Source organism: Nocardia yamanashiensis (assembly GCF_021183565.1).
Classification (GTDB): domain Bacteria; phylum Actinomycetota; class Actinomycetes; order Mycobacteriales; family Mycobacteriaceae; genus Nocardia; species Nocardia yamanashiensis.
This window is the reverse complement of the sequence record NZ_CP089226.1, coordinates 8,342,012-8,364,538: the sequence shown is the minus strand read 5'-3', so window position 1 is coordinate 8,364,538 and position 22,527 is coordinate 8,342,012. Positions and strand designations below refer to the sequence as shown.

The following is a 22,527-nucleotide window of genomic DNA, read 5'->3' as shown; positions in this document are numbered from 1 at the left end:
TCAGCGCGCTCCGGGGGCGAGGTTCTCGACGGTGACGGGTTCGATCTTCTCGTCGGCGGGCAGGTCGAAGCCGAATACCTGGGCGTAGAAGCTCAATTCGGAATCCAGGGCCTTGCGGATGTTGTCGGCTTGGCGGAAGCCGTGCTGTTCGCCTTCGAAGAGCAGGTAGGCGACCGGGATGCGGCGCTCGCGCAGGGCGTCGACGATCATCTGGGATTGGTTCGGCGGCACCACCGCGTCCTCGGTGCCTTGCAGGACGATCAAGGGGCTGCGGAAGCGGTCGACCTGGTGGATCGGGGACAGTTCGCGGTAGCGGTCGCGCTGGGCGGGGTATGCGCCGATCAGGCCGTCCAGGTAGCGGCTCTCGAACTTGTGGGTTTCGGCGGCGAGGGCTTCCAGGTCGGCGACGCCGTAGTGGTCCGCGCCCGCGGCGAACGGGGTGTCGGGGCGGGCCAGCGCGGCGAGGGTGGTGTAGCCGCCGGCCGAACCACCGCGAATGGCGAGGCGGTTCGGGTCGACGCGGCCGTTGTCGGCGAGCCAGCGGGCGGCGGCGATGCAGTCGGCCACGTCGACCACGCCCCAGGCATCGCGCAGCAGTTCGCGGTAGGCGCGGCCGTAACCGGTGGAGCCGCCGTAATTGACGTCCACGACGGCGAATCCGCGACTGGTCCAGTACTGGGTGGCCGGGGACAGCACCGGCACGGCGTGGGCGGTGGGGCCGCCGTGGATGAGGACCAGCAGGGGCGGCAGTGCACCGTCGGGACCGCGGTAGCCGGAGCTCGCGGGCGGGTAGAACAGCGCGTGGGCGGTGCGCGGCGCACCGGTGCGATCCGTCGACGGGAACGAAATCGGTTCGGGCGCGGAGACATCGGCGGTCTCGAGGCCGAGTTCACGGGGTGCGCACAGTGTTTCGGTCCGCACCACCGGGCCGTCGAATTCGATTCGGTAGATGCCTGGTTCGGTGGTCGGTGCGCCCGCCACCACGACCACCGCGTCGTCGGCCGCCCGCTCGATCGCGGCGATCGCGGAGAACGGCAGGTCCAGCTCCGTCACCGAACCGTCCGCGTGACGCACCGCGAGCCCGTCGTAACCGTCGCGCCAGCGCGCGAACACGATGCTCCCGTCGCCGAGCACGGCGTAACGCGCGGACCCCAACTGCCATCCCGGAACGCCGATTTCGGCCTCCACCTCGATGAGCGCCTCGATCGCACCGCCCGGCGTCCAGCGGTAGAGGTTCCACCACCCGTTGCGATCGGACAGGAACAGCAGGGACCCGTCCGGCTGCCAGCGCGGCTCCTGCACCGACTCCCCCGGACCGCCCGCGACCACCGTGTCCGCACCGGTCGCGAGCTCCCGCACCCGCAGCACGGTGTCGTCCCACGGCATCGAGGGATGGTCCCAGGTGACCACCGCGAGCCGGGTCCCGTCGGGGCTCAGCCGGGGCGCGACGGCGAAATCCGTTCCGCTGAACAGGATTTCCGGCTCCGCGGGCCGGTCGGTGGCCAGCCGCACGATCTCGTTGCGCACATCGATCGCACCGCGTCCGCCGACCGGATGGTGTTCCCGGACGGCCACCATGGTCCGCCCGTCCGGACCGACCGCGCCGTCGCCGTAGCGGTCCCCGCGCGGCGTCTCCGGCTCCGGGGTCAACGCGACCGGCGCCCCGTCCCGCTCGATCCGGTACACCCGCTGATCGGCCCAGTTGACGAAATAGAGCACGCCGTCGCGCACCCACCATGCGGCCCCGCCGTATTCGTGCACGGCGGTGCGGGCGTTCATGTCCTCCGGCAGCAGATCGACGCGCCCGCCGTCGACGCCGCGCCGCACGATCTGGGTCCGCCCGCCTTCGTCCGGCCGCCCCTCCGACCAATACACCTCGGCCGCGTCCACCCGCACCTCGCCCAGCCGCACCGCGGCACTGACGACGCTCTCGGAGGTGATGGAGGTGGGCCAGGACCCGAACGGCAACTCGGTGATCGTCATCCGGCCAGGTTAGCCCGCGCGCCGGAAGTGCGGATTCGGGCCGCTACCGGTATTCGGGGTTCTCGTAGTCGAAGCGGCAGCCCGCGTCCCATTCCGAACGCTGGTTGCCGTACACCGGGAAACCGTTGTTGTCCTTGAAGATCCGGGCCAGATGCATCAGGTTCCAGGTCATGAAGGTGGTGTTGCGGTTGGTGAAATCGTTCTGCGGGCCCCCGGAGCCGGGATCGAGGTAGGAGGGCCCGGGCCCGGCTTCGCCGATCCAGCCGGCGTCGGCCTGGGGCGGAATGGTGTAGCCCAGGTGCTGGAGGCTGTAGAGGACGTTCATGGCGCAGTGTTTGATGCCGTCCTCGTTGCCGGTGATGAGACACCCGCCGACCCGGCCGTAGTAGGCGTACTGTCCGGCGGCATTGAGGATCGATGAGTTCGCGTACAGCCGTTCGATGACGCGCTTGGTGACGGAACTGTTGTCCCCCAGCCAGATCGGGCCCGCCACGACCAGGATGTCGGCCGCCATCACCCGTTCCTGGAGTGCGGGCCATTCGTCGCTGGCGGCGCCGTGCTCGGTCATATCCGGCCACACGCCCGGCGCGATGTCGTGGTCCACGGCGCGAATGTGATCGACGGTGACGCCGTTCTTCTCCATGATGTGGGCGCTGGCGTCGATCAGCCCCTGGGTATTGCTGATCTCCGGGGACGGTTTGAGCGTGCAGTTGATGAACAGGGCGCGGAGGTCGTCATAGGTCGGCATGAACCCAGTGTCGGTGCCGTCGGGGGTATTCAGGACGATTACAAGGGTCTGGTCAGCGTTTCGTCATCGCTTCGCGCGGCCACCGCCGGAGTCGGCGGGCCGGCGCGGAAATAACGAGCGAAGGAGAGCGCCGTGGCCAGCGCCGCGGCGGCCCCGCACAGCAGGAGTGCCCAGCGTAGCGATGCCGCCGACGCCGACGGCCCGAAGGCGAGCAGCACGCCGGTGGTGAGGGCGATGCAGAAAGTCGCCGAAAGCCGTTGGGTCAATTGCAGGAAGGACGCGGCCACCCCGTGCAGTGCGGGCGGGGAGAAGGCGAGCGTGACGGCCCGTAACGGAGGTTCGACGACGCCACCGGACAGGCCGGAGATGATCTGCAAGGCCGAGATGACGACGAACAGCGCCCAGCCGTCCCAGCGCAGGGTCGCCGCGGCGCTCGCCGCGAGGCAAACGGTTTGGGCCACCAGCCCGTAGGTGACCAGGGCCGGACCGTGGGTGACGAACAGCCGTTGTCCCCAGCGCGCGGCCACGATGCGCGCCAGCGCGGAGGGAATGAGAGCCACGGCGAGCGCGAGCGCCGGAATGTCGCACACCTGCAGGAAGTAGATGGTCTTGATGGTGACGAAGGCCAGCACCGACCCGAACCACAGGGCCGCCACCGCGTTTCCGATCACGTAGCCGCGGGACCGCATGAGCTGGGGTGCGAACAGCGGCAACCTGCCGTGCCGGGCATAACGCCGTTCCCAGCCGATGAGGCCGGTGACGAGCAGTGCGGACGCGGCGAGGATCGCGGCGATGGCGACCGCGGGCAGCCCGGGGTCGATCACCGGAATCGTCACGATGACCACGAGCAGTCCGAGTGCGGCGATGCCGGGCAGATCGAGGTCTACCGCGCGGCGGGTCCGGGGCGCGCCGGGCAGGCCGCGGACACCGAGCACGATCGCCGCGACGGTGAACGGAATCGGCAGCAGAAGTATTATCCGCCAGGCGATTTCGGACGGAAGCAGCCACAGCACGCCACCCGCCAGCAGCGGTCCGGCGATGGCGGCGCTCGCGCCGGCCGCGGTGTATCCGGCCAGGGCGCGCAATCGGGCCGGGCCGGTGAAGGCGTCCTGGATGACCGCGAGCACCTGGGCGCTGATCATCCCCGCGCCGAAGCCCTGCACCAGGCGTCCGCCGATCACGGTCCACGCGCCGGTGGCGACGGCTGATCCGACCCCGCCGATCAGGAACAGCGCGAGTCCGGCGATGAAGAGCCCGCGGCGGCCATAGGCGTCGCCCAAGCGGCCGGCCGGGGCGAGCCCGAGGCCGAAGGTGAGCGAGAACGACGCCAGGAACCACTGCACGCCGGAATCCGGGAGCGCGAGCGCGGACTGTGCGGCGGGTGCGGCGAAGGCGATCACCGCGCCGTCCAGCAGCGTCGCGAAACCGGCTGCGTAACAGGACAGCAGCGTCGCGCGTTCGTCGTAGACGACGGCCGGTTCGGCCGGCGCCGCGGCGGCCGGTTCGGGCGGGCCGTCCCCGATGGTGGGCACCGTCTCGGTCATCGCGGGACCGCCGCCACCCGAACACAATTCATCCGATGATCCTGTGGGCGCGCTCGCGGCCGCGACAGGTTTACGCTCGTGATGATCATTGCACTGCGGAATTCGGCTCGAGCTGTAGGTAATACCTGACTACGAGCGCCGCGACGGCCACGATACCTGCCATGACACAGACCGCTCCCGCACCGGACCAGACGGTGGCACAACGCTACGGCGATCCCGTATCCACCGCGCCCCCGGCATGGAATCCCGTGCTGCAGGTACTGCACGAGCACCGGTCGGTGCGGAGCTACCTGCCCGATCCGATCCCGGATTCCGTACTGCGGCTGCTGGTCTCGGCGGCGCAGTCCGCACCCAGTTCGTCCAATCTGCAGTTGTGGAGCGTGATCGCGGTCCGCGATCCGGAGCGCCGGGCCCGCCTGGCGGCGCTGGCCGGCGGTCAGGAGCACATCCGGCAGGCGCCGGTGCTGCTGGTATGGGTCGCCGATCTGGCCCGGGTGCGGGAGCTGGCCGCCGAGCGCGGGGTGCCGCTCGACGGGGCCGACTACCTCGAGACCAGCTACGTGGCGTTCCTGGACGCCGCGCTGGCCGCGCAGAACGCGGTGGTGGCGGCCGAATCACTGGGCTACGGCACCGTCTACATCGGCGCGATCCGCAATCACCCGGAGCAGGTGGCGGCCGAATTGCACCTGCCGCCGGGCGTTTTCGCGGTCGCGGGACTGGTGGTCGGCGTGCCGGATCCGGCGGAGGGCGCGCGCGTCAAACCGCGGCTGCCGCAGGCGGCGGTGCTGCACGAGGAGACCTACGATCCCGCCGGGCAGCTCGCGCATATCGCCGACTACGAGGCGCGCATCGTCGCGTTCTTCGCCGAGCAGAACCTCACGCGCTCCTGGATCGATCAGACGCTGGCCAGGCTCGCGTCGGCCGAGTCACTGAACGGGCGCCATCGCCTGCGCGAGCAGCTCACCGCGCACGGATTCCCGTTGCGGTAGCGGCCCACCCGCGCGCGGCCACCACAGCGCGCGCCAGCCGGTCCGCTACCTGTCACCACCGGGCAAGCGCCGACCGGTCCGCTACCGGTCACCACCGGGCGCGCGCCGGCTGATCCGCTACCGGTCACCACCGGGCAAGCGCCAGCCGGTCCGCTACCTGTCACCTGCGGGCGCGCGCCAGCTGGTCGACGGCGGCGATCAAGCGGTCGATCTCCGCGCAGGTGTTGTAGAAGGCGAACGACGGGCGCACGGTGGCCTCCAAGCCGAAGTGCCGCAGGATGGGCTGGGCGCAATGGTGCCCCGCCCGGACCGCGATCCCCTTCTCGTTCAAGGCCTTTCCAACCTGCAGGGGTTCGTACCCGGCGAGCACGAACGACAGCACGCTGGCCTTGTCCGCCGCGGTGCCGACCAGCCGCACGCCGGGTATGGCCGCCAGCCGGGGAGTGGCGTAGGCCAGCAGCCCGTGCTCGTAGCGGGCGATATTGTCCATGCCGATCCGCTGCACGTAGTCGATGGCCGCGCCCAGTCCGACGGCATCGGCGATATTGCCGGTGCCCGCCTCGAACCGGCCGGGTGCGGGCTGGAACAGCGACCGTTCCAGGGTGACATCGCTGATCATGTTGCCGCCGCCCTGCCAAGGCGGGAGATCCTGCAGCACTTCGGATTTGCCGTACACCACGCCGATGCCGGTCGGCCCGAACAGCTTGTGCCCGGAGAACACGAAGAAGTCGGCGTCGAGCGCCCGCACGTCGATACCGGTGTGCGGCACGGACTGCGCGCCGTCGATCAGGGTGACCGCGCCCGCCCGGCGCGCCAGCGCCACCACTTCCCGGACCGGGGTGATGGTGCCCAGCGCGTTCGAAACCTGAGTCACCGATACGAGTTTCGTGCGATCCGACAGCAGCCGGGTGTATTCGTCGAGCCGTAACTGCCCGGTGTCGTCGACCGGGATGACGCGCAGCACCGCACCCGTCTCGGCGGCCAGCAGCTGCCACGGCACGATATTCGCGTGATGCTCGAGGTGCGAGATGATGATCTCGTCGCCCGTGCCGAGGTGTTTGCGCCCCCAGGTCTGCGCGATGAGGTTGATGCCCTCGGTCGCCCCGCGCACGAAAATGATCTCCTCCGCCGATCCGGCCCCGAGAAACCGCGCGACCGTGGCCCGCGCGTGCTCGTAGGCGTCGGTGGAGCGCGCCGCCAATTCGTGTGCGGCACGGTGGATATTGGAATTCTCGTGCCGATAGAACTCGGCGATGCGGTCGATCACCGCGTTCGGCTTCTGCGTGGTGGCCGCATTGTCGAACCAGACCAGTTGATGCCCGTTCACCCGCTCGCGCAAGATCGGGAAATCACTACGCACCGCATTCACATCGAACGGAGGATGCGGGTCGGCGACCCGACCGCCCGGCTGGTCACCGAGAAAGTAGAACGGCGAATCAGCAGGGCCCGCAGGGGCTTCCGGCCGCTCCAGGAAATAGAACGCGGGCCCGGCCGGTGATACCGCGGGCGCGGTGAAGCGCGACGGCGCGAACGGCACATCCAGCGAGGGCAATACCGGCACCAGCGGATCGGTGTGCACGCCGCCGGCCCGCACCGGACCGGCGGCCGGTCGCGGATCCCATTCGGGCACAGCAGGCGTGGGCGTCGGACCACCCGGCGCAGCCCCGGGCGCGGTGAAGCGGGCCGGGGTGCGCGGAACGTCCAGCGACGGCAGCACCGGTGCGAGCGGATCGGTGTGTACCGCGCCGCCGTACCCCGGACCGGCGGGCATGGCGCCGGCCACCGCACCCGGCTCCCAGTCGGGCACGGTGGGTTCGGGTGTCGGCCCTCCCGGCGGCACCACGCCGGATCCGGCCGCGGGCAGGTCCGCGGCCGCGACGCCCGAGGCTCCGAACGGGGCGGTTCCGACCGGATTCGGCGGCACCGCCACGTGCGCGAGCGGCGCTGCCGGCTGCGGGGCGCCGCTCGCGGGCCGACCGCCGGCAACGGCCGAGAAGAACTGCCCGGCAAGCTGATTCAGGGTGGCTTCGTCGGGCAGCAGCGCCGCCCATTCCGGTCCCGCCGAGACCGTCGGATCGGGCGGGACCGGCGCGTCAGCGGTAGGTCGGCGCGTAGTCATGGAACTTGTCCACCTCGACGCCCTCGAGCAGTCCGACCGCGTCATCGGTCAGCACCGCCAGCGAGCAGTACAGCGACACCAGGTACGACGCGATGGCGCTGCGATCGATGCCCATGAACTTCACCGAGAGTCCCGGCCCCTGCTCCCCCGCCAGTCCGGGCTGATACAGCCCGACCACGCCCTGCCGCGATTCACCGGTCCGGATGAGCAGGAACTTGGTCTTGCCGTCCACGACCGGAACCTTGTCCGAGGGAATGATCGGCAGGCCGCGCCAGGTGAGGAACTGCGAGCCGAACAGGCTGACCGTCGGCGGCGGCACACCGCGCCGGGTGCATTCCCGGCCGAAGGCGGCGATCCCCTGCGGATGGGTCAGGAAGAAGCCCGGCTCCTTCCACACCTTGCTGATCAGATTGTCCAGATCATCGGGGGTCGGCGGCCCGGCGATGGTCGAAATCCGTTGCTTGGCGGCGGCATTCGCGATCAACCCGTAGTCCGGGCTGTTGATCAGCTCGCCTTCCTGATGCTCCTTGATCGCTTCGATGGTCAGCCGCAGCTGCTGGGCGATCTGGTCGTGCGGGCTGGAGTACAGGTCGGAGACCCGGGTGTGCACATCGAGAATGGTGTGCACCGCCTTGAGCCGGTATTCGCGCGGATCCTTCTCGTAGTCGATGAAGGTCTCCGGCAGCGGGGACTCGTCGAAGTTGTCGCATTTGATATCGACGGTCTGCTCGTGGGTCACCCGGTTCCGCCGGTAGATGCCGGCCTCCACCGGCACCCAGTTCAGCAGATGGACCAGCCACCGAGGAGTGATCGACTCCATCTGCGGCACGGTCTTGGTGGCATTGGCCAGCGTCCTCGCGGCCTCGTCACCCAAAGCGACCGGCTGGGGTACAGCGCTCGTCATGGAAACCGCCTTCAGATAGGCAAATTAGCCGTTACCGGCGCTCGCTATGCTAACGCCGAGACGAACCGCTGTCCTGCTGAGCTCACGCGCTGGGCGTGTCATTCCAGCTAACAGTGAGGGAACCGAAATCCACCTTTAATCCCGCCGGTTTCCGGCGGTAAGAGTGCCACGGTGGTGTCCAGAAACGACTGCGCTCCAAGCCATTCCTGGACATGCGACCGCTACAGACCGTGGGTCAGGAAGTCGATCACGGCGCGCTCGAAGGCGTCCTTGCGCTCCACCTGCACCCAGTGGCCGCAGCGGGAGAAGATGCGCAAGTCCACGTTCGGGAGCTGGCGGGACGGGAAGAGCGCGCCTTCGACCGGGCACACCCGGTCGTCGCGGCCCCACAGCATGAGGACCTCGTTGGTGAGGCCCTTCAGGCGCGCCCACAACGGGAGCGGTTCGGCCAGCTTCGGGTTGTAGAAGGTGGCGTAGGCGTCGCGGACGGCGGCGGTGGCGGCCGGATCCGAGGCGGTGGCCAGGCGCTGCTCCACCAGTTCGTCGGTGAGCACGGACTGGTCGTAGACCATGGTCTTCAACCAGGCCAGCACCCGCTCCTTGGTGGGATCGGCATTGAATTCCAGCAGGCGCGCAATGCCTTCGGATGGTTCGGGGCCCAGCACATTGACACCGACGCCGCCGGCCGCCATCAGCACCAGGCGGTTCACCCGATCCGGATGCTCGAGCGCGGTCAGGGTCGCGACCGCGCCGCCCATGGAATTGCCGAGCAGATGGGCCTTCTCGATCCCCAGCTCATCGAGGACGCCGATCACGGCCTCGGCGGAAATACGCAGATAGTTGCGGTCGTACACCTCGGGACGGCCGCTCTCGCCGAACCCGGGCTGATCGATGATCAGGCAGCGGAAATGCTCGGCCAGCACCGGCAGATTGTTGCCGAAGTTGGCCCAGCCGGTGACACCCGCGCCCGAACCGTGCAGCAGGACAAGGGTTTCGCCCTGCCCGGCCTCGTGGTAGCGGACCTTGTGGCCGCCGACCGTGGCGAAGCGGGTGGTGTTCTCGGCAGTCAGGGTCATCTACAGCATCCGATCCGTGACGGTGAGGCCCATCGCGCCCTTGCCGAACATGGCCAGCGCGCGCTCGACATCGTTGATGGCGTGGACGCTACCGGCATGCGCGTCGCGCCAATGCCGTTCGATCGGATTCGGTCGGCGGATGGAGTGCCCGCCGGAGTTCTTGAACAGCAGATCGATTGCCTCCAAAGCGCGTTCGGTGCCGCGCACCTGATCACGGCGGGCGCGCAGGCGGGAATCGAACGGGATCTCCTCCCCCGCTTCGGCATAGCGCAGCTGCTCGGAGATATTGCGCTCCATCTGCAGGATGGCGGCATCGATCTCGCTGGCGGCGCGGGCGATTCGCACGTGCGCGAACGGATCCTCCGACACCTTCTGGCCGCCGTAGGACAGACGCACCCGCTCGCGCTGCCGCTCCAGATGCGACTCGTACGCGCCCTCGGCCGCACCGATGATGGGCGCGGTGATGGTGTTGGAGAACACGCTGCCGAACGAGATCTTGTACAGCGGAGCGGTATTCACCTCCTGGCCGGGACCCACCAGGTTGGCCTGATCGGCGGCGCTGTAGGTGCGGTAGCTCGGGACGAACGCCTTCTCGATGACGATGTCGTTGGAGCCGGTGCCGGACAGGCCGGACACATGCCACACGTCCTCGATGACGTAGTCGGTGCGGGGCACCAGGACCGTGTAGTAGTCCATGCCGCCGTTGCCGTTCGGCGTGATCGCACCCAGGAACACCCACTGGGCGTGATCGCAGCCGGAGGAGAAGCTCCAGCGGCCGGTGATCTCGTAACCGCCCTCGACCACGGTCAGTTTGCCGGTCGGCGCGTACGAGGACGACACCAGGACGTCCGGGTTCTCGCCCCACACGTCGGCCTGCGCGCGATCGTCGAACAGCGCCAGCTGCCACGGGTGCGCACCGAGTACCGAGGTCACCCACGCGGTGGACGGGCAGGCGGTCGCCACCGCCCGCACCACCTGGTAGAAGTCGACCGGGGAGGCTTCCGCGCCGCCGTAGCGCGCGGGCTGCAGCATGCGGAACACGCCGGCCTCGGTCAGTTCGGCAATGCTGGCGTCGGGCACCCGCCGCTGCTCTTCGGCCTCCACCGCCCGTTCCCGGATCGCGGGCAGCAGATCCCGAACCCGATCGAGCACCTTGTTCGTCATGCGGGTGTTTCCTCCTCGTGCGTACGGTCTCCCTCGACGCTATGGTCGGGGCGGCCCGGCGAGGCGGAAAAGTCCCGGTCAACGGAATAGCGCTCCCACTGGCTATTTGTGGGCGTACTCCCAGTCGATGTCCTCGTCGAGGGCCGTGCGGATGCGTTCGGCGAGGTCGGGGTTCCAGTCCGCGGGCTGTGCGACGGCCACCCAGCCGTCCAGGACGAGGGTGCCGTAGCGGTGGCCGTGACCGGACGGGACCTTCTGGGCGTGTGCCAGGTCGGCGCTCACCTGCCAGAAGGTGACGATGGGCCACCAGCGGATGGATTTGGAGACGTCGCTGCCGCGCGGTTCCCGCAGCCAATCCGGTTGTTCGAACAGCAGATCCGGCGACCACCACACGATGGGGTCCGAGGCGTGCTGCAGGTACACCACGCGCGGGTTCACCCACGGGCGATCGGGACGTTCCAGATCGGGTGCGGCGCCGGCGAATCGGACGATGAGGCCGTCCGCGTAGATGGGCAGGATCTGCGGGGTGCCCGGATCGCGGCGCTGCTCGAGCTGGGTCCAGATGCGGTTCGAGTTCGGCGGGCCCACCCACAGCACGCCGTCCACCAGCGTCCGAATGTCATCGAGTCCGGTGAACGCCCCCTCCGAACCCTGCGAGCCGAGGCTTTCGCCGTAGACGAGGAACTTCGGCCGCTGATCGGCGGGCAGGCTCGCCCATTTCTCGTGCACCGCGTGAATGACCAGCCGCCCCGATTCGGTGGCTTTCGCCTTGTCCGACAGGAACGACAGCACGCTCGGCAGGTACGAGTACTGCGTGGCCGCGATGGCGGTGTCCCCGCCGTACATGTACTCGAGCGATTCGGCCGTGGTCGAATCGACCCACCCGGTACCGGTGGTCGTGACCACCACCAGCACCTTCCGTTCGAACGCATGCGTGCGTTCCAGTTCCTGAACTACCAACGCCGCGATGTCTTCCGGCGTCTGGGCCGACTCCAGCCCGGCGTACACCCGGATCGGTTCCTTCGCGGGCTTGCCGGTCACCCCGGCGATCCGATCCGAACTGGGCGCATTGGCGACGAACCACCGCCCCTCCGAACCCAGCGTGTCCCACCCCGCCAAAGACATTGGACTCCCGGACCTTTCGGGAATCTGCGGCTGCACCGCATACTCCGACGTCTTCCCGTTCCGCAGACTGAACGCCGAATTCGCCACCGAGAAGAACGCTTTCGCCAGCACGCCCTGGAACAGCAGCACCGCCAGCACCACCACCACGACCACCGCACTCGGCACGGCGACCACCCGCGGAATCCGCCAATCGATATTGAGCACCCGGATCACCGTGCGCAGCAACCACCGCACCAGGCGATACAGCGCGATGACGAACGCCAGCGTCCCCGCCGCCACCAGCTCGGTCCGCAAATAGCTCGACGTCGTATCGGGCGTCATCCCCATCAGGATCTCCAGATCCCGCTGCCAGCGCGCCGACCGCGCCAGGATCAGCGCCGCCAGCACCGGCAACGCCACCAGGATCACCAACCGGCTGATCTCCCGGGTCCGTAAAGGCGGATGCCAGAACTTCCCGATCGCCCCCGCCTCGCGCGGAAACCGCGGCAGCACCCACTTCTGCACCGCCCAGGCCAGCACGCACCCCACGCCGTACCCGATGGCCGCGCTGACACCACTCACCAAACCTTGAAAAATCCAGCTACGCGGCAGCAGTGAAGGCGATACCGACCAGGCGAAGAACACCGCCGCTACCAGCAGCCCGGGATAGCTGGGCCGCAGCTTCCGCTCGGCCCGCAGCACCGCACCCCAGGCCCGCGCCCGGCCTGATATGCCTACTGTGGAGGTCGCTACGGCTGATGCCGTTGCCGGCTCCTCCGGTGTCTTCTCCTCCGGCGGCTCGGAGGGCGAATCGACCGGCGGGGCAACGATGTCCGCGCCGGACTCCGGGATCAGCTCGTCGCCGGGGTGCGGGCGCAGGTCGTCGTGAGATTCGGGCACGGGCGAATCGCTGGAGCGCGGCTCGTTGCTCATCAGGTGAGTGTTACCGGCGAGTGGGGGCTGGATGGACAGCGACACGCCTTGTTCGAGGGCGTCGGTGGGCGGGTCGTGGTGGGGGCCCGCGGAGCGGAATCCCCTACTTCACCCCGAACAGGTAGGAACCGTCAGGCGTTTCGGGCGGCGGCGGTGCCCGCTCGGCGGCCGAAGAAGGTGCCGTCGCCGAGGGAGGTGCCGGAGATGTAGCCGAAGCCGTGCAGGCCGCTGGCGGCGCGGCCGGCGGCGAACAGGCCGGGGATGGGGCGGGCGTCGAGATCCAGGACGTGGCCTTCGATATCGGTGTGCAGGCCGCCGAGGGTGAAGACCGAAGCGCCGGTGCCACGACGATCACCTGATTCGGCGGGCGGGCGGATACCGGCCTTCACGTCGATGGCGGCCAGCGGCGGAACCAGTGGGCGCAGCCAGCGCGGGGACTTGTGGTGGTCGAGATCCTCTCCGGCAGTGGCGAGTTCGTTGTAGCGGCGGATGGTGCCGACCAGGGAGCCGGTGGGGAGGCCGGTGAGTTCCTCGAGTTCCGAGGGGGTTTCGGCGACGTGGGTGGGCTGGACGCCCCAGCGCTGGGGTTCGGGGACGTCTTCGAAGCCGGTTTCGTCGACGATCACCCAGACGGCGGTGTCCGTGCCCGCCCAGCTGCCGCCCATATTGTTGCGGTAGAGGGCGGATTGGCCGATGCGGCCGGGGTAGGTGTCCTCGTTGATGAAACGGCGGCCGAGGCCGTTGACGACCATGCCGCGGGCGGCCAGGCCGGGGATGAGGGACATGCCGATCTGGCCGGCGTTCATATGGCGGACGGCCGCGCCGAGGGCCTGGGCCATGCGGATGCCGCTGCCGTCGTCGGTGCCGGCGCTGACCTTGGTGTGGCCGAGGAGTTCGGGGGCGTGGTCGGCGAGCATGGGGTCGTTGTCGACGAAGCCGCCGGTGGTGAGGACGACGCCGCGGCGGGCGCGGATGGTGAGTTCCTTGCCGTAGCGGCGCGCCACCACGCCCACCACGCGCGGGGCGACGGCCGGGTGACGCCCGGCAGTCTGGTCTGCATCGCCGGAAGCCAGATCGGCCGCATCGCCGTCGGCGACGATGAGCGCGGTGACGTAGGTGTCGAATTGCGCTGTCGCACCGGCGGATTCCGCGGCGGCGGTGAGGCATTCCATCAGCAGCTTGCCGCCGAAGTCGTTGGCGGTGGGGCGATGGCCGCGCGGGGCGGGATGCGCGAGTTCGGTGAAGGGCCAGCTGTTCTCGCCCAGCCACATGAGGCCGTCGTCGGTGGGCGGGACCCAGGTGGGGGCATCCCACATGCTCGGCTTGAAGGGGACGCCGCGGTCGACCAGCCATTGGAAGTGCTCGACGCTGCCCGCGCAATATTCGTCGATCTTGGCCGTGTCCGCGCCGGTGCCGAGGGCGGCCTTCAGGAAGGCGGCCATGGCTTCGGGGGTGTCGTCGTAGCCGCAGGCGATCTGGATGGGCGTGCCGCCGCCCAGGTAGATCTCGCCACCGGACATGGCGGAAGCGCCGCCGGGGCCGCCCGCACGGTCCACGACGAGCACCTGGGCTCCGGTGTGGGCGGCCTCGAAAGCGGCCGCCGCGCCCGCCGCGCCGTAGCCGACGACCAGCACGTCGGTCTCGAGGTCGTAGCTGTTCACCGTGCTCGCCGCACGGGGCGTCACCGAATTCCGCACTGTCATGGGTATGACGGTGCCCGCCCGACAGGGCATGCCCTAGCGCCGCATCTTGCTGAGCGACTCGGTGATCCCGTTGACCGGGACTGCGACCCGTGCCGGGCCTGCCTACCACCGATGGTGTGTGAACGGCGTCACTTGTGGTTGGGGGCGCTTCATGAGGAGGAGAGTCAATGCGGATTCTGGTCACCGGGGTCACCGAGCCCAGCGGAAAGGCCGTGGCGCGCATGCTGCTGGCGGCCGGGCACGAGGTCACGGGGCTGGACCGGCAGCGGGATCGCTATGTCGATCCGCGGGTCGAGCAGACCGTCGGCGATCCGGCCGACGCCCGGACCTGCGCGCGGGCCGTCACGGGCGTGGACGCCGTGGTGCACCTGGCGGGCAATGCGGTGGCCGGTATCGCTCAGGCGGCCGCCGAAGCCGGGGTGCGGCTGGTGGTTCCCGTTGCGGCGGGCCAGGATTCGGTCGAGCGTGCCGTCACCGCGAGCGGAGCCGACGCGCTGATCGTGCGGACCGCGCTGGTCGCCGGTCGCCGCATCGACGGCGCCGGCTGGCGCCCGCTCGAATCGCTGACCGCCGGCAAGGACGGCTTCCAGGTGCTGCACTACGACGATCTGGAGCGCTTCCTGGTGCAGGCCGCGCTGTCGCAGCGCAGCGGCATCGTCGAATTGGCCGCTCCCGGTGAGGTTTCCGGCGTCGAGGTGAAGCGGATCCTGCGTGAGGCGGGCGTGAAGTACACGCCGTGGCTGCCCAAGTCGGCGGCGAACCGGCCGCGCCTGGACACCACCGCGGCCCGCGAGGAGTGGGGCTTCCGCTACGGCTGGACCGCCAACGAAGTGATCGTCGATGTGGCGCGCGGCCTGCACGGGCGCAAGGCCGCCGGTTCCGGGTTCCGCAGCCGCACCGGCGCGATCCCGCTGCCCGCGCACGTGGTGCCGCAGAACGCGCCCACCTCCGACGGATACGCGTTGAAATCCGGTGCGCCGGAGGGTCTTCAGGGCGAGTTCGACGATCTGATCGACGACCGCATCCCGGTGTTCACCGCCACCAATACCTCCGAGGCGCTGCCCGGCCCCCTCACCCCGCTGACCATCGATCTGCAAGCGGGTGCCATCCGGCTCGGCAACGAGGCCATGGGCAATATGATCGCCATCGAGGGAATCGCGTTGGAGCACTGGGTTTCCCGGGTCACCGGCGTGCTCGGGCATCACATGTACATCAATGCCTCGATCGGCGTCTTCTCGGCCGAGAACATGCCCGGCTGGGACGAGGAGAGCGTGCGCCGCGACGTGTACGGCGCCATCGGCGATGTGGAGCTGCATCCCAAGGGCCGTCCCGCTATGCCGACCGGAATGGCCAAGCGCGCGGGCACTTTCAAGGCGATGGGCCGGGTCGCCCGCACCGCCATGAGCTACGCCAAGACCGCCGAGCTGATCAATGCCGCCGCGCACGCGGAGGCCATCGACCGCGACGGTATCGCCGAGCTGACCGACGAGCAGCTGCACGCCCGCGCCCTGCTGTGGCGCGACCGCCTGAACCAGGCGTGGCAGGCCGCCTCCATCGGCGTCATGATGACCGGCGCCGCCACCGCCGCCCACAAGGGCGAAGTCAAGATCAACCTGGAGCGCCTGGAGTCGGCCAAGACCATGCTGGCCGTGGAGCGCCTGGCGGCCCTGTGCCGCAAGGATTCCGGCCTGCAGGGCGTCGCCAAGTCCGGTGACGTGGCTGCCGCGCGCGAGAAGTCGCCCGAGTTCGCCCAGGCCCTGGACGAGGAACTGGCCCGGATCGGCCATCGCGGCCCGGGTGAGTGCGAGCTCATCAACGCCACCTTCGGCGATCGCCCGGAACTGCTGGTGACCGCCGCCGGCCGGGCCGCGGAAATGCCCGCGCCGCACCGCGAACCGGTGCCGGACCCGACCTCGCGCACCGCCAAGATGGCCGTCGGCGCGACCGTCTACCGCGAACGCGCCCGCGATGCCGTCGTACGCGTCACTAATTGCCTGCGCCTGGCCACCCAGGAGCGCGCCGCCCGCCTGATCAAGGCCGGCAAGCTCACCGAGATCGAGGATTCGGCGTTCCTGACCCTCGACGAGATCCTGTGGGCCCCGGCCGATCTGAAGGAGCGGGTGGCCCGCCGCCGCGCCGAGCGCACCCGCTACCAGGGCGTGCGCATGCCCGATGTGGTGAACGGCGAATGGGAGCCGGAAGAGGTCTCCGGCGCGCTGCCGGTCGGCGGCACCCTGTCCGGTCTGGGCGTCAGCCCGGGCGTGGTGGAGGGCACCGTCAAGCGGGTGCTGTCCCTCGACGACGATATCGAGCCCGGCGACATCCTGGTCGCCTCGGTGACCGACACCGGCCACACCGCCATGTTCGGCTACGCGGGCGCGGTGGTCACCGATATCGGCGGCGCCGCCTCGCATGCCGCCATCGTGGCCCGCGAGTTCGGGGTCCCCTGCGTGGTGGACACCAAGACCGCGAGCACCAGCCTCAGCGACGGACAGCGGGTCCGGGTGGACGGCGCCGCCGGCACCATCACCCTGCTGGCCGACCCCGAATAGCCCGCGCGGTCATGCCCCGCGCAGCACGCGGCACCGACGCCACGATCCCCGCGCCGCAGTCGAAGTTCGTCGGCAGGTAGCGCGTCTCGAGCCCGGGCCGGGCACCCACTGCCCGGCTCGTGATTGAAAGGAATATCGCTAGTGACGTATTCGCGCGCTGCGCGCGGCACCCTCGTCGGTGTCGCCGCCGTACTCCTCGCCGCCGGGCCGATCGCGGTGACCCCCGCGTTCGCGGCGCCGTCCCTCCCGGGCATCGCGCACCAGGCTCCGGCCAATGCCCCGCTGGCCTTGCAGGCCGCCCCGAACGCCCGTGACATCGGCGGGGTTTCGGCCACCGCGGGCAAGATCAAGCCGGGCCTGGTGTACCGCACCGACGCCCTGAACCGCCTCACCGACGCCGATCAGCAGGCGCTGGTCTCCGCCGGCATCACCAACATCATCGATCTCCGTTCGCCGACCGAGCGGGCGGCCAACCCGGACAAGATCCCGGCGTCGATCCCGGTGCAGACGTTGCCGATCTACGATCCGGCCAACGACTTCTACCTGTTCTTTGCCAAGGCCGTGCAGGGCGGCCCGGCGTACCAGCAGCAGGTGCTCGGGGACGGCAAGGCCGTGAAATACATGGTCGACTACTACAAGTGGATGATCACCGATGCGACCGCGCGGCAGCAGCTGGCGACCGCGCTGCGGACCATCGCCGACGCCAACGGCCCGGTGCTGTACCACTGCACGCAGGGTAAGGACCGCACCGGCGTGCTGACCGCGATCCTGATGAGCATCCTCGGCACCTCGAACAACGACATCTACGCCAATTACCTGCTGTCCAACGACAAGCTGGCCGCCAGCAACAAGGCCACCCTGGACGCGCTGGTGGCGCAGGGCCTGGTGCAGGACCGGACGCTGTTCGAGCCGGTGCTCGGCGTGCAGAGGGAATTCCTGGACGCGGCGCTGAACCAGATCAACGCCTCCTACGGTTCGATGACCACCTTCGTACAGCAGGGTCTGGGCCTCAACGGCGATGTGACGGGCAAGCTGACCTACCGGCTGGTCGAGCGGTCCGGTCCCTTCGGATAAGTAGCCGATTCGGATGCCGGTGTCGCGTGTGGGGCGGCGCCGGCATTGTCGTGTTCTGGCATGTCCGCAGACATATAGCCGATGCGCATGCGAAAATTCGCATGGTGCACGAGATCTGGCAGCTCGATGGGCGGCGCACCCGCTCGGTCAGCGCGGAGAATCCGACCGGCGCGCCCGGGGCGGGTGGCCGCGCCATCGCCGGTACCGGGGCGTTCGCGGCGGCGGGTTTGGGCCGGGGCTGGAAGGTCTCACCGTCCATCGACCTGGCTCCGGGTGAAACCGCCACGCTCGCCGATATTTCCGGTCCCGGCGTGATCCGGCATCTGTGGCTCACCACCGACCGCACGCTGCTGCGGCACTTCACCCTCCAGATGCATTGGGACGGCAGCCCCGAACCCGCGGTGGCGGTGCCGCTGGGCGACTTCTTCTGCAATGGCTGGGATCAGCTGGCGCTGGTGAATTCGCAGCTGATCGTGGTGGCCCCGGCGGGCGGCCTGAACAGCTACTGGCCCATGCCGTTCCGCTCGCACGCCTTGATCACCCTGCACAATGGCTCCGACCGGTCGGTACCTGTTTACTACCAGATCACCTATCTGGAAGAGGATGTTCCGGACACTTCCGGCTATCTGCACGCACTCTGGCGGTGCAGCGATCCGCTCGGAAATCCGGCGGTGCATCCCATCGTCGAAGTCGCCGGCGGTCCGGGCCGTTATGCCGGAACGTATCTGGCCATCGAACCCCGCGTTCCGGGCTGGTGGGGCGAGGGCGAGCTGAAGTTCTATCTGGACGACGACTCCGAATTCCCGACCATCTGCGGCACCGGTACCGAGGACTATTTCGGCGGCGCTTGGAATTTCGATCTCAACGGCGCGCAACTGCCCTACTCCACCCCATATCTGGGCCTGGTGCAGGTGCAGCCGCGCGACCGCATCTACGAACCGCACCAGCGATTCGGCATGTACCGCTGGCACATTCCCGACCCCATCTGTTTCGACACCGGACTGCGCGCCACCGTGCAGGCGCTGGGCTGGCGCGAGGACGGGCACTACCTACCCCTCGATCACGCGCACGTGGCGACGACCGCCTTCTGGTATCGATCGCTCCCCTGATCCCCTATTTCCCGGACCATTCGATTGCTATTGGGTAAAAAGCGCCGGTTACCCGGGAGTCGGGTGCATCGTTATTACTATGCGCGCGTTGGTCGTCGAGAAGCCGGGCCGGTTCTCGGTCGAAACTGTCCCAGATCCCGCACCCGGTCCGGGCGAAGCGGTGATACGAGTGGACGCGGTCGGGATTTGCGGAACCGATATCCATATCACCGAGGGGGAATTCCCGCCCACGCCCTATCCCATCGTGCCCGGACACGAATTCGCCGGGGAGGTAGTGGCACTCGGCCCGGAAACCGCCGGCGTACGGGTGGGCGATCGGGTGGCGGTCGATCCCTCGCTGTTCTGCGGCCGCTGTCATTACTGCGCGATCGGGCGCGGAAATCTGTGCGAGAACTGGGGCGCCATCGGCGATACCGTCGACGGCGCCATGGCGGAATACGTGAAAGCGCCCACCGCCAACTGTTATCGGCTACCCGGGCATATCCCGGCCGCGCACGGCGCATTGGTGGAACCGCTCTCCTGCGCGGTGCACGGATTCGACCGGTTGCCCCGGCAACTGGGCACGCACTATCTGATCTACGGGGCGGGCACCATGGGCCTGCTCATGACGCAATTGGCCGTCGCGGCCGGGGCGGCATCGGTATCGGTGGTGGACACCAATCCCGACCGGCTCGCGGTGGCGCGCACGCTCGGCGCGGACGCCGCCACCGTCGGCGCCGACGATCTGGACCGGCCCGAGGGCTGGGAGATCGTCATCGAATGCAGCGGCTCGGTGGCCGCCATGGAGGACGGGCTGACCCGGGTTCGGCGGGGCGGCACCTATCAGCAATTCGGCGTCGCCGCGGCGACGGCGCGGGCGGCGGTCTCGCCGTTCCGCATCTACAACGACGAGATCACCATCGTGGGTTCGATGGCGGTCCTGCACAGTTTCGGCCGGGCCGTGGATCTCATGGGCGAAGGCGTCATCGACGCGGAAACCATGATCACCCACGACTTCTCGCTCGACGAGTTCGACGAGGCGCTGCGCACCTTCCGCGCGGGCACCGGTCGCAAGATTCAGCTGCACCCCGGGCGGCGGGCGGCGCGATAAGACGGGTAGGGGCCAATGACGGTCGTTGCCGGAGTGGATTCGTCCACGCAGTCCTGCAAGTTGGTGGTGTGCGACGCCGATACCGGAACGGTATTGCGGCAGCGGCAGATTCCGCACCCGGACGGGACGGAGGTGCCGCCGTACCTGTGGTGGGACGCCTTGCGCACCGCCTGCGACCGCATGATGCGGGATGTGGAGGCGATCGCGGTGGCCGGGCAGCAGCATGGCCTGATCGTGCTCGACGCGGCGGGCAATCCGGTGCGGGACGCGCTGCTGTGGAACGACACCCGCTCCGCCGAGGCCGCCACGCAATTGGTGGCCGAGCTGGGCGGCCCGCAGGCCTGGGCGGACGCGGTCGGTTCGGTGCCGCTGGCCGCGCACACGGTGGCCAAGCTGCGCTGGTTCGCCGATCACGAACCCGAACTGGCCGACCGGACGCAGCGGGTGCTGCTGCCGCACGACTATCTGACCTGGCAATTGCGCGGCGGCGATCCGGCCACCGAGCCCACCACCGATCGCGGTGACGCCTCCGGCACCGGCTACTGGTCACCGGCGGGCGGGCACTATCGAACCGATCTGCTGTCCTTGGCTTTTCGCGGCCGCACGCCCGCGCTGCCCCGGGTGCTGGCGCCCGCCGAGGTGGCCGGGCACACCCCGGGCGGCCGGTTGGTCGCGGCGGGCACCGGCGACAATGCCGCCGCCGCACTGGGTCTGGGCATCGAGGACGGCGATGTGGTGGTGTCGCTGGGCACCAGCGGGACGGTCTTCACCCGCGCCGCGCAACCCAGCGCCGACGCCTCGGGCGCGGTCAACGGTTTCGCCGATGCCACCGGGGCGTATCTGCCGCTGGTCTGCACGCTCAATGCCGCGCGCGTACTGGATGCCACCGCCGTGCTGCTGGGCACCGACGTGTCCGGGCTGGAAGTGCTTGCGGCGCAATCACCCGCGGGGGCCGACGGGTTGATCCTGCTGCCCTATCTGACCGGTGAGCGCACGCCGAACCTGCCGCACGCCACCGGCAGCCTGCACGGGCTGCGACCGCACACCATGCGCCCGCATCATCTGGCGCGGGCCGCCATCGAGGGCATGCTGTGCAATATCGCCGACGCCTTCGACCGGCTGCCCACGGTGCCGCGCCGCATTCTGCTGATCGGCGGAGCCTCGCGGTCCCGGCTCATCGCGCATGCCGCGGCGACCATTTTCGGGCGCACGGTGGCGGTGCCGAATCCGGGTGAGTACGTGGCGCTGGGCGCGGCCCGCCAAGCCGCCTGGGCGCTGCGCGGCGGTCCGCGGCCGCCGCGCTGGCTGACCCCGCCCGCCGTCGAATTCCATTCCGCGGCGGCCGGTCTCGGGGCGGCGATCCGGCAGCGCTACGCCGAGGTGCGGGATACCTACTATCCGTAGACGACCGGATCGTCGGACAGGAAATCGTCCCAGGCGCGCTGCCGTTCCAGATAGGTCCGGAGGGCGTCGCGGACGATCTCCTGTTTGGATCGCCCTTCCATCACCGCCTGCGCGGTCAGCGCAGCCTCTTCACTCTCGCTGAGCCGCAAAGTCCATGCCACCGGCAAGTAATACCATCCCGGCGGCGGTGTGTCCCGGGGATGAGCGCCGGTCGGCCAGATATTGAAACAAATTCACTTCACATCACACCGAGCCGGAAGAGCAGTCGCGGATACCAGCCCACGGGATGCGGTTTCCGCACCGCGCCGGTGAGTTCGCGCTCGACGCGGTCCAGCAGAGCTTCCAGGCAGGCGTCGTGCAGCGCGCGGATCGCGACCGGCCACAGCAGCGGGAAGAGGCCGCGCAGTCGCATGGCGGTGGTGTGACGCAGTTCGGTGTTCTCGTCGTCGATGGGCTCGATGGTGAACTCGTGGAAGCCCGCCATCTCCGGAGCGCCGGTGAAGCGGAAGCGAATCCAGCGCCCCGGCTGATAGCCGACCACCGTGTAGGTGCCGCCGCCGTGCCCGCCCTCCGCGCCGATGCCCAGGGGCTGTTCGACGCGCATCTCCGGGAACGGGCTGCCCGGCCAGACCCGGTCGGCGTCGCCGCTGCCTAAGGTTTCCAGCAGGTCGGCGACCTTCCCGGCGGGAACGGGGAGCTTGCGCGCGTGCACATTGACTACGTCCATCACACAACGCCTTTCAATTGGAATGTTCGCTTCACATCAATTGGAGCACTCCTTCCAATTCGGCGGTAGGTGGGGGCGCTCACTATCGTGGAGGCGTGGGCATCATGGGCGAACTCTTCGGGAAGAAGATCGAGAAGGACGACAGCTCGGACAGCACCGGCGAACCGGTGCGCCCGCGGCTGGACCTGGACCTGGACGCCGGGGTCATCCGCGTAACCGGCAAACCCCCGGCCGCCGACACCCGCGACGACGACTGACCCTTCGTCATTCCGGCATGCGTTCAGCCGGAATCCACACGGTTCGC

General features: G+C 69.2%; 18 protein-coding genes. 7 read left to right on the top strand and 11 right to left on the bottom strand.

What is annotated here, in order from left to right:
* The 3 genes from LTV02_RS38630 to LTV02_RS38620 are packed head-to-tail and all read right to left on the bottom strand — an operon-like array spanning position 1 to position 4,275.
* Positions 1–1,983, bottom strand: a complete 1,983-nt coding sequence (locus LTV02_RS38630) for a S9 family peptidase (protein ID WP_233036406.1) — start codon at positions 1,981–1,983, stop codon at positions 1–3.
* 43 nt (positions 1,984–2,026) lie between these two features.
* Positions 2,027–2,731 (bottom strand): flavodoxin family protein, encoded by a 705-nt coding sequence (locus LTV02_RS38625; RefSeq protein ID WP_067710811.1) that lies wholly within the window; start codon positions 2,729–2,731, stop codon positions 2,027–2,029.
* A gap of 38 nt (positions 2,732–2,769) precedes the next feature.
* On the bottom strand, positions 2,770–4,275 hold the full coding sequence (locus LTV02_RS38620) for an MFS transporter (protein ID WP_233036404.1): 1,506 nt from the start codon (positions 4,273–4,275) through the stop codon (positions 2,770–2,772).
* 161 nt (positions 4,276–4,436) lie between these two features.
* On the opposite strand from LTV02_RS38620, the gene LTV02_RS38615 reads away from it, so the two are divergent.
* Positions 4,437–5,264 carry an NADPH-dependent oxidoreductase gene (locus tag LTV02_RS38615; protein WP_233036403.1) on the top strand — a complete coding sequence of 276 codons (828 nt, stop codon included), beginning with the start codon at positions 4,437–4,439 and terminating at the stop codon, positions 5,262–5,264.
* Positions 5,265–5,424: 160 nt separating this feature from the next.
* Here the strand turns inward: LTV02_RS38615 and LTV02_RS38610 are convergent, their stop codons facing one another.
* From LTV02_RS38610 to LTV02_RS38585, 6 genes are all read right to left on the bottom strand, one after another.
* Entirely contained in the window at positions 5,425–7,383 is a 1,959-nt protein-coding gene (locus tag LTV02_RS38610; protein ID WP_233036402.1) for a family 2A encapsulin nanocompartment cargo protein cysteine desulfurase, read from the bottom strand.
* Complete coding sequence (locus tag LTV02_RS38605; protein ID WP_067710807.1) at positions 7,358–8,287, bottom strand: family 2A encapsulin nanocompartment shell protein; 930 nt, start codon at positions 8,285–8,287, stop codon at positions 7,358–7,360. The genes LTV02_RS38610 and LTV02_RS38605 overlap by 26 nt, the downstream gene beginning before the upstream one ends.
* A gap of 221 nt (positions 8,288–8,508) precedes the next feature.
* Complete coding sequence (locus LTV02_RS38600; protein ID WP_233036401.1) at positions 8,509–9,363, bottom strand: alpha/beta fold hydrolase; 855 nt, start codon at positions 9,361–9,363, stop codon at positions 8,509–8,511.
* The gene (gene hsaA / locus LTV02_RS38595; protein WP_233036400.1) at positions 9,364–10,527 is read right to left on the bottom strand and encodes a 3-hydroxy-9,10-secoandrosta-1,3,5(10)-triene-9,17-dione monooxygenase oxygenase subunit; all 1,164 of its coding nucleotides are present in this window, start codon (positions 10,525–10,527) and stop codon (positions 9,364–9,366) included.
* Positions 10,528–10,629: 102 nt separating this feature from the next.
* Complete coding sequence (locus LTV02_RS38590; protein ID WP_233036399.1) at positions 10,630–12,564, bottom strand: alpha/beta hydrolase; 1,935 nt, start codon at positions 12,562–12,564, stop codon at positions 10,630–10,632.
* 131 nt (positions 12,565–12,695) lie between these two features.
* Positions 12,696–14,267, bottom strand: a complete 1,572-nt coding sequence (locus LTV02_RS38585; protein WP_233036398.1) for an FAD-dependent oxidoreductase — start codon at positions 14,265–14,267, stop codon at positions 12,696–12,698.
* Positions 14,268–14,434: 167 nt separating this feature from the next.
* Between LTV02_RS38585 and LTV02_RS38580 the strand changes: the two genes are divergently transcribed.
* The 5 genes from LTV02_RS38580 (at position 14,435) to xylB (ending at position 21,496) form a co-directional block, all read left to right on the top strand.
* Entirely contained in the window at positions 14,435–16,819 is a 2,385-nt protein-coding gene (locus LTV02_RS38580; RefSeq protein WP_233036397.1) for a PEP-utilizing enzyme, read from the top strand.
* Positions 16,820–16,960: 141 nt separating this feature from the next.
* Positions 16,961–17,893, top strand: a complete 933-nt coding sequence (locus tag LTV02_RS38575; RefSeq protein ID WP_233036396.1) for a tyrosine-protein phosphatase — start codon at positions 16,961–16,963, stop codon at positions 17,891–17,893.
* A gap of 104 nt (positions 17,894–17,997) precedes the next feature.
* Positions 17,998–19,002, top strand: coding sequence for a glycoside hydrolase family 172 protein (locus LTV02_RS38570; RefSeq protein ID WP_218028344.1), 1,005 nt, complete (start codon positions 17,998–18,000; stop codon positions 19,000–19,002).
* A 79-nt stretch (positions 19,003–19,081) separates the two neighbouring features.
* The gene (locus LTV02_RS38565; protein WP_233036395.1) at positions 19,082–20,092 is read left to right on the top strand and encodes a zinc-dependent alcohol dehydrogenase family protein; all 1,011 of its coding nucleotides are present in this window, start codon (positions 19,082–19,084) and stop codon (positions 20,090–20,092) included.
* Positions 20,093–20,107: 15 nt separating this feature from the next.
* Complete coding sequence (gene xylB, locus LTV02_RS38560) at positions 20,108–21,496, top strand: xylulokinase (RefSeq protein WP_233036394.1); 1,389 nt, start codon at positions 20,108–20,110, stop codon at positions 21,494–21,496.
* On the opposite strand, the gene LTV02_RS38555 is transcribed toward xylB, so the two are convergent.
* Together LTV02_RS38555 and LTV02_RS38550 are read right to left on the bottom strand one after the other, a co-directional pair.
* Positions 21,487–21,657 (bottom strand): ribbon-helix-helix domain-containing protein, encoded by a 171-nt coding sequence (locus tag LTV02_RS38555; protein ID WP_157762149.1) that lies wholly within the window; start codon positions 21,655–21,657, stop codon positions 21,487–21,489. The genes xylB and LTV02_RS38555 overlap by 10 nt on opposite strands.
* Positions 21,658–21,734: 77 nt before the next feature.
* A complete protein-coding gene (locus LTV02_RS38550; protein ID WP_233036393.1) occupies positions 21,735–22,223 on the bottom strand; it encodes an SRPBCC family protein in 489 nt (162 codons plus the stop codon).
* Positions 22,224–22,318: 95 nt separating this feature from the next.
* On the opposite strand from LTV02_RS38550, the gene LTV02_RS38545 reads away from it, so the two are divergent.
* Positions 22,319–22,480, top strand: coding sequence for a hypothetical protein (locus LTV02_RS38545; RefSeq protein WP_233041930.1), 162 nt, complete (start codon positions 22,319–22,321; stop codon positions 22,478–22,480).
* Positions 22,481–22,527: the final 47 nt, after the last annotated feature.

Excerpts from the sequence above, each read along its gene's own strand:
- LTV02_RS38610 (WP_233036402.1), bottom strand. The coding sequence starts at position 7,383 with ATGACTACGCGCCGACCTACCGCTGACGCGCCGGTCCCGCCCGATCCG.
- LTV02_RS38625 (WP_067710811.1), bottom strand. The coding sequence starts at position 2,731 with ATGCCGACCTATGACGACCTCCGCGCCCTGTTCATCAACTGCACGCTC.
- LTV02_RS38630 (WP_233036406.1), bottom strand. The coding sequence starts at position 1,983 with ATGACGATCACCGAGTTGCCGTTCGGGTCCTGGCCCACCTCCATCACC.
- LTV02_RS38620 (WP_233036404.1), bottom strand. The coding sequence starts at position 4,275 with ATGACCGAGACGGTGCCCACCATCGGGGACGGCCCGCCCGAACCGGCC.
- LTV02_RS38590 (WP_233036399.1), bottom strand. The coding sequence starts at position 12,564 with ATGAGCAACGAGCCGCGCTCCAGCGATTCGCCCGTGCCCGAATCTCAC.
- LTV02_RS38585 (WP_233036398.1), bottom strand. The coding sequence starts at position 14,267 with ATGACAGTGCGGAATTCGGTGACGCCCCGTGCGGCGAGCACGGTGAAC.
- LTV02_RS38550 (WP_233036393.1), bottom strand. The coding sequence starts at position 22,223 with ATGGACGTAGTCAATGTGCACGCGCGCAAGCTCCCCGTTCCCGCCGGG.
- LTV02_RS38565 (WP_233036395.1), top strand. The coding sequence starts at position 19,082 with ATGCGCGCGTTGGTCGTCGAGAAGCCGGGCCGGTTCTCGGTCGAAACT.
- LTV02_RS38605 (WP_067710807.1), bottom strand. The coding sequence starts at position 8,287 with ATGACGAGCGCTGTACCCCAGCCGGTCGCTTTGGGTGACGAGGCCGCG.
- xylB (WP_233036394.1), top strand. The coding sequence starts at position 20,108 with ATGACGGTCGTTGCCGGAGTGGATTCGTCCACGCAGTCCTGCAAGTTG.
- LTV02_RS38580 (WP_233036397.1), top strand. The coding sequence starts at position 14,435 with ATGCGGATTCTGGTCACCGGGGTCACCGAGCCCAGCGGAAAGGCCGTG.
- LTV02_RS38615 (WP_233036403.1), top strand. The coding sequence starts at position 4,437 with ATGACACAGACCGCTCCCGCACCGGACCAGACGGTGGCACAACGCTAC.
- hsaA (WP_233036400.1), bottom strand. The coding sequence starts at position 10,527 with ATGACGAACAAGGTGCTCGATCGGGTTCGGGATCTGCTGCCCGCGATC.
- LTV02_RS38600 (WP_233036401.1), bottom strand. The coding sequence starts at position 9,363 with ATGACCCTGACTGCCGAGAACACCACCCGCTTCGCCACGGTCGGCGGC.